The organism is Dolichospermum sp. LEGE 00246 (assembly GCF_015207865.1).
Lineage (GTDB): Bacteria > Cyanobacteriota > Cyanobacteriia > Cyanobacteriales > Nostocaceae > Dolichospermum > Dolichospermum heterosporum.
Genome location: NZ_JADEWA010000338.1, coordinates 1 through 5994, shown reverse-complemented (window position 1 = coordinate 5994; position 5994 = coordinate 1). Strand labels below are relative to the sequence as shown.

Genomic DNA, 5994 nt, shown 5'->3' with positions numbered 1-5994 from the left:
CAACATAAACAATTAATTATTGTCATCTATCAAAAGTATTAAACCTAAAATTTAGTAGATCATCAAGGGATAAGATTGTGAAACCCGATGGTAACAGAGAGATACTCAAAAAGCCGGAAAGCTTATACAGTAAATCTTCTAAAATAGAAAATCCCAAAATTTAGTGTTGATTAATCCTGACGGAAGGATATTTATTGTGGTTCAACGGATTGAAAAGCGTTGAATAACTTAATATTATTAAATATTGTAAACTAGCAAAATAAGCCCCGTCTCACTTAATGATCGATTGACAATCAAGACAGTCGCTACGAATCAAGGCTTTTTTCAATGTGGGGTATAGACAGAAATCGAAATCTTCCTGAATTCACTTAGTTAACGCTGTCATAAGAAAAAGTAGTGAATACGCACAAGGAACAAAACAACGATGAGTGAACCTTATCTGTTGGCTGCAAGTTTATTAACAGGATTGGTCATACCAATATCAATGCCCCCACAAATAACCAATCTTCCCAAAGATTCTCTATCTCTATTGGATTTAGCCGAGGGTTTCCAGGTTTACGAGGGCAAAAGAAATTCTCCACGTCAAATTGCTGTACCTGAATTTAGTAATCAAATTGAAAACTCCTCATCAGCAAATAAGAGTCTTGTCAAGACTGATAAATTATTACCAGAATTTAGTAGACAAGCGCCGACAACCGTTGAACAATCATCAGTAATCAGGAAAAACCTCCCCACCTTAGAGATTCTCTTATCAGAATTTAGACAGCATGGGTTATCAATACCTGTTAAATCATCCTTTAACTTAAATTCCCCAACGACACCAACTAAATCACCTATTTCTGGTAGTCAACTCTACCAGCAAAGATTAGCATCACTTATATCTGGTCAGATTTATACGCGCACTGATAATGATGAAAATTTAGCATTGTCTGGGGAATCAAATAAGGCAGATAAACTGACTTATCAAGACTGGAAAAGCTTATTAGCTATGGAAGCTAAAGCTATGGCTAAAGGTCAAGGTGCGAATCGGTTGAGTATTTTAGTAGGTGATTCTTTAAGTTTGTGGTTTCCCAAGGACAAACTACCTACGGGTAAATTATGGCTAAATCAAGGTATATCTGGAGACACTTCTGAGGGCGTTTCTAAAAGATTGTCGGCATTTTCTGCCACCAGACCCGATGTAATTTATGTGATGACTGGGATTAACGATTTACGTAAGGGCGCTACTGACAAGTCAATTTTGGTCAATTCCTCGCGGATTATTCATAGCTTACGTCAGAGTCATCCCAGTAGTCAGATTATTGTCCAATCTATTTTACCTGTGCGATCGCAGAAAATCCCCAATAGTCGAATTCGTCATATTAACGCCCAACTGGCTATAATTGCCCAAAAGCAAGGGGCTAATTACCTCAATATTCACAATTGGTTTACGGATATTGATGGCAATTTGCGTCCCGAATTAACTACTGATGGATTACATTTATCTTTAGCAGGATATCAGGTCTGGCAATTTGCACTTGAGCAGATAGAATATAGAGTTGCTCAAATTTACAATTGATATATGCAAATTGATGTATATTAACGTAAGTTGCTAGTTGAAAATGGGTAGGAGTAGTTGACCAATGACCAATGACCAATGACCAATGACTAATGACCAATGACTAATGACCAATGACCAATGACCATGAAGTCTTATGGGATAAGGGATTCAGAATTAACACACTAGTATGTCACTAACTTAAGTTATATTATTTCACAGATCAGGGTGTGATAGCTATCACTAAATATCAAATGGCAGATCGGATAAATGATATCGCTTGGCAAGCTCACCAGGGCAGCGTGGCGGCAATTATTCAAGTTTTAAATGAAAGGCTAGTTGTGTCTGGTGTCAGAACTAGAGCAGTTTTTGTGACTGGCATATTACAAATCTTGTGTGAAGCAGCTACAGTAGAGCAACTGGAGCAATCTGTCCTAGTACCAAAAATTCAAGAAATTTTGGACTCACTTGCACCACATCATATTCGCCGAGTTAATATTAATAGTCGAATTGTTCGAGAAGAGCAATTACTATGGTTGGAGGAAATTAACCGCGATACTGATGGTCAGTTACTGTGGTCACGGGAAATTACTGTACACCAACCAAATTTGTTAAAGCGGTTAATTCCAGAGTTAACTGAAGTTTATACCAAATCAAGAAAACCTATTTTAGCAAAACCCCAATCTTTGCTGAAGAATCGAAATCAGGGCAAAATTTCTGTCAAAACTCTATTTATATGGGTTGCTGGTTTATCTTCAGTAATTTTACTGGCTTGGTTGCTAGATTTTCGGTTAAGTAATCCATTAAAGAAGCTGTTGCCATTAGTGGGTTCTCAATCTTCTCAAACAGTCAACCAAAGACCGCCAGAATCATCGAATCGTCCTGTTAGCCAAAGTCTTTCTATCCCATTGGATGATCCGTTTGCCGCATCTGTGAGACTGGCTAACCAGGCGACTGTGACTGGTACAACGGCTACAACTTCAACTCAGTGGTTGGAATTAGCTGCTACTTGGCAACGGGCTTCTGATTTAATGGGTCAGGTTACACCTAGCCACAGCCGTTATCAGGAAGCACAAATTAGAACTAAGTTGTATAAAAAGTTTAGTGAGGCTGCCCAGAAAGAAGCTCAGAAGAGTAAATCTTAACAATGTCAGAATCAGGATGTCCAGGATTTAAGGATGAACAGGATGTATTTTTTCTATTCCTCCTTCTTCTTCCTTCCTCCTCCTGACTCCTGACTCCTAATTAGGGTCTGCTGAATAAACCTAGAACTGAGATATATCAAGAGTTTGAAGGTAAAAAAGGTGAAACAAGTGCAAGGAATAAGCGTTGAAACTACCAAAACCCTATCACTTGACCAAATTCAAGATTATTCTTCTCTTCTTCTAATTCTTCTTCCTGACTCGGTGACTCGGTGACTCCTAGCCCTCACAGACAACTTTTTCAGCAAACCCTAATTAGCTCATTTCTAACATTCTTTGCATGGGTCGGAGTGCGGCTATGCGGACTTCTTCTGGTAGGGTAATTTCTGGGGTGCGGTTTTTCATGGCTAGATACAGTTTTTCTAGGGTGTTTAGCCGCATAAATGGACATTCGTTACAGTTACAATCACTTTGGGGGGGTGCGGGAATAAAATGTTTGTCAGGCGCTAGTTTTTGCATCTGGTGAATGATTCCTGGCTCTGTAGCCACGATGAATTCTTGACTAGGGCTGGTTTGACAATAATTGAGTAAGGCGGCTGTAGAGCCAATATAACTGGCATGGCGGAGGACGCTGGTTTCACATTCGGGGTGAGCGATCGCTTCTGCATGAGGATGTGTAATTTTTAACTGGACTATTTTCTTTTCGGAAAAGGTTTCATGAACAATACAGCTACCTTGCCATAACAGCATCTCCCGTCCTGTTTGTGACCTTACATACCGTCCCAAGTTGCGATCTGGAGCAAAAATAATTGGCTGTTCCTGGGGTATTTGCTGGACAATTTTCACAGCGTTGGAACTGGTACAGATGATATCGCTCATGGCTTTAATTTCCGCCGAGCAGTTAATATAAGAAATTATCAAATGGTCTGGGTGTGCGGCTTTAAAAGCTGCAAATTCCTGGGGAGGACAACTATCTGCTAAAGAACATCCTGCATTAATATCTGGTAATAACACCAATTTATCAGGGTTGAGGATTTTGGCTGTTTCCGCCATGAAGTGAACACCAGCAAAGACAATGACATCGGCTTTGGTATTGGCTGCGGCTTTGGCTAATTGTAAGGAATCGCCAATGAAATCGGCAATATCTTGAATATCAGGATCTTGATAGTAGTGGGCTAATATCACTGCATTCAGTTCTGTTTTGAGATCCGCAATGGCGGCAAATAGATCTAAGGGTAAAATACCTGATTTTGGTTGAGTAAGTGTAGTTGTAAACACAATTAAAAACTGCTTTTTTGTACAATTAAGATTACAAAGCAAGGGAACAGGGAATAGGGAACAGGGAACAGATAAGAAATGCTCATTTGCACCAGTTTAAAGCTTAGTCAAGAATAAAGATGTTTTTACAAGATGGGTAGCCCGAAAAAACGGTATCCTTATTTCAATCTCATGTTTCTAAACATGAGTTTTCCCTGTTTCCTCTGAACTTGTAAATTCAATTATAGTAGTTTTTACCAAAAAGAGTGAGGGATTGATTCTAGCAATTTATGTCCAAATCCGGTGGAGTTTCATATCCTGGAGATATACGGCTTTTTAAAGTGGCATGACCAGTCAGAAAAATCAATCAAAACCTATCAAAATTGCTGTAATTGGCGATGTTCACGACCAATGGGAAGTAGAGGACGGCATAGCACTCCAGCATCTCGGTGTTGACTTGGCGCTATTTGTCGGTGATTTCGGGAATGAGTCGGTGGAGGTGGTAAAAGCGATCGCCTCCCTAGACCTTCCCAAAGCAGCCGTAATGGGCAATCACGATGCCTGGTACTCGGCGACTGAATGGGGACGCAAAAAATGTCCTTATGACCGCACCAAGGAAGACTGGGTACAGGAACAGCTAGATTTATTAGGTTCTGCCCAAGTCGGTTATGGTAAGTTAGATTTTCCTCAGTGGAACTTAACTGTGGTGGGTGGTCGTCCTTTTACCTGGGGAGGACCCGAATGGCGATTTGCCCAAATGTGTCAAGAACGCTATGGTGTCTCTAGTTTGGAGGAGTCCGCAGATAAAATTGTTAAGGTAGTAAAAAGTGTTACTTGTGATCATATTATTTTTCTCGGACACAATGGACCAAGCGGTTTAGGCGATCGCGCTGAGGACCCTTGTGGCAAAGATTGGCATCCTATCGGTGGTGATTTTGGTGATCCTGATTTAGCGGAAGCAATTTCTCAAAGTCTCAACCTCAAGAAAACTGTTTCCCTTGTCGCTTTTGGTCATATGCACCGCACACTGCGCCATACTAAAAAGTTGCAACGCAAGGCTGTGTTTAGAAGTCCAGAAGGAACTATTTACCTAAACGCTGCCACCGTCCCCCGGATTATTCAACAAGACGGGATGAAGTTACGGAATTTTTCTCTGGTTTCTTTGCAGGATGGTTTGGTAACAAAAGCTTCTCTAGTTTGGGTGGATCAGGACTACCACATCGCTACTGAGGAAGTTTTTTATAATTCTTCAGTTTCAGTAGTGCCAATTCTGTAATTATATGTTATGATTTTGTTTGTCAGTTTTTGTATTCCACAATTCTGGCAAATAATCTGGAGAGGTGGCAGAGTGGTCGAATGCGTCCGACTTGAAATCGGATGAGGTGAAAGCTTCCGGGAGTTCGAATCTCCCCCTCTCCATTTTTTTAGTTTTTATCTCACGCAGAGGCGCAGAGGCGCAGAGAAGAGCGCAAGAGTTTGACCGAGAAATATTCAATCTGCTGTAAGGCAAGAGTCAGTTTTACTATGATTCCAGATATAACCTTTTAAATATGTGATTCAGTAATAGGTATGATTTGCTGAATTTACGAATAATGGTAGGGTGTAGTCAATTGGATATCTTTAACCTTAATTAAAATTAAATTTGCCATGAAAATAGAAATTGCTAACTTAGGTGTTATTCAAAAAGCAGAAATTGATTTAAAGCCTTTAACTGTGTTTATTGGTGGTAATGGAACAGGGAAAACTTGGATAGCTTATACTTTAGCATCTATTTTAGGTGAGTATGGATGTGAAAGGTATTGGAAAGCTTATATTGATAAAAAGACTCAACAGAGATATCCAATTATAGATAATGGAATTGAAGAATTTTTACAAGAAGGAAATGTTCGGATTGATTTAATAGATTTTGCTGAAGAATTTATTGAAACATACATTAATGATGTTTCTACTTTAGCATATACATGGATGAATGCGTTTCTAGCTACATCATACGTTGATTTTGACAATATGAAAGTGAGATTTGATTTAGCAGATATCAAACTCAAAATACTTAATAAT

General features: G+C 39.5%; 5 protein-coding genes and 1 tRNA gene. 5 read left to right on the top strand and 1 reads right to left on the bottom strand.

All coding sequences use genetic code 11. The annotated features are described in order from the left end of the window. The first annotated feature begins 424 nt into the window (after positions 1 to 424). A complete protein-coding gene (locus tag IQ228_RS19075) occupies positions 425 to 1558 on the top strand; it encodes an SGNH/GDSL hydrolase family protein (RefSeq protein ID WP_193963950.1) in 1134 nt (377 codons plus the stop codon). A 233-nt stretch (positions 1559 to 1791) separates the two neighbouring features. Continuing rightward, entirely contained in the window at positions 1792 to 2682 is an 891-nt protein-coding gene (locus IQ228_RS19070) for a hypothetical protein (RefSeq protein WP_193963948.1), read from the top strand. A 312-nt stretch (positions 2683 to 2994) separates the two neighbouring features. On the opposite strand, the gene nadA is transcribed toward IQ228_RS19070, so the two are convergent. Continuing rightward, positions 2995 to 3957 (bottom strand): quinolinate synthase NadA, encoded by a 963-nt coding sequence (gene nadA / locus IQ228_RS19065; RefSeq protein WP_027401355.1) that lies wholly within the window; start codon positions 3955 to 3957, stop codon positions 2995 to 2997. A gap of 325 nt (positions 3958 to 4282) precedes the next feature. Between nadA and IQ228_RS19060 the strand changes: the two genes are divergently transcribed. The 3 genes from IQ228_RS19060 to IQ228_RS19050 all read left to right on the top strand — a co-directional run. Beyond that, entirely contained in the window at positions 4283 to 5212 is a 930-nt protein-coding gene (locus IQ228_RS19060) for a TIGR04168 family protein (RefSeq protein WP_027401354.1), read from the top strand. A 58-nt stretch (positions 5213 to 5270) separates the two neighbouring features. Then, a tRNA-Ser gene (locus IQ228_RS19055) sits at positions 5271 to 5355 on the top strand. 228 nt (positions 5356 to 5583) lie between these two features. Then, positions 5584 to 5994 (top strand): AAA family ATPase (locus tag IQ228_RS19050; RefSeq protein WP_193963946.1); only part of this gene is annotated, 411 nt, incomplete at its 3' end.

Coding starts and splice junctions, on each gene's coding strand:
- IQ228_RS19075 (WP_193963950.1), top strand. CDS start 425: ATGAGTGAACCTTATCTGTTGGCTGCAAGTTTATTAACAGGATTGGTC.
- IQ228_RS19070 (WP_193963948.1), top strand. CDS start 1,792: ATGGCAGATCGGATAAATGATATCGCTTGGCAAGCTCACCAGGGCAGC.
- IQ228_RS19060 (WP_027401354.1), top strand. CDS start 4,283: ATGACCAGTCAGAAAAATCAATCAAAACCTATCAAAATTGCTGTAATT.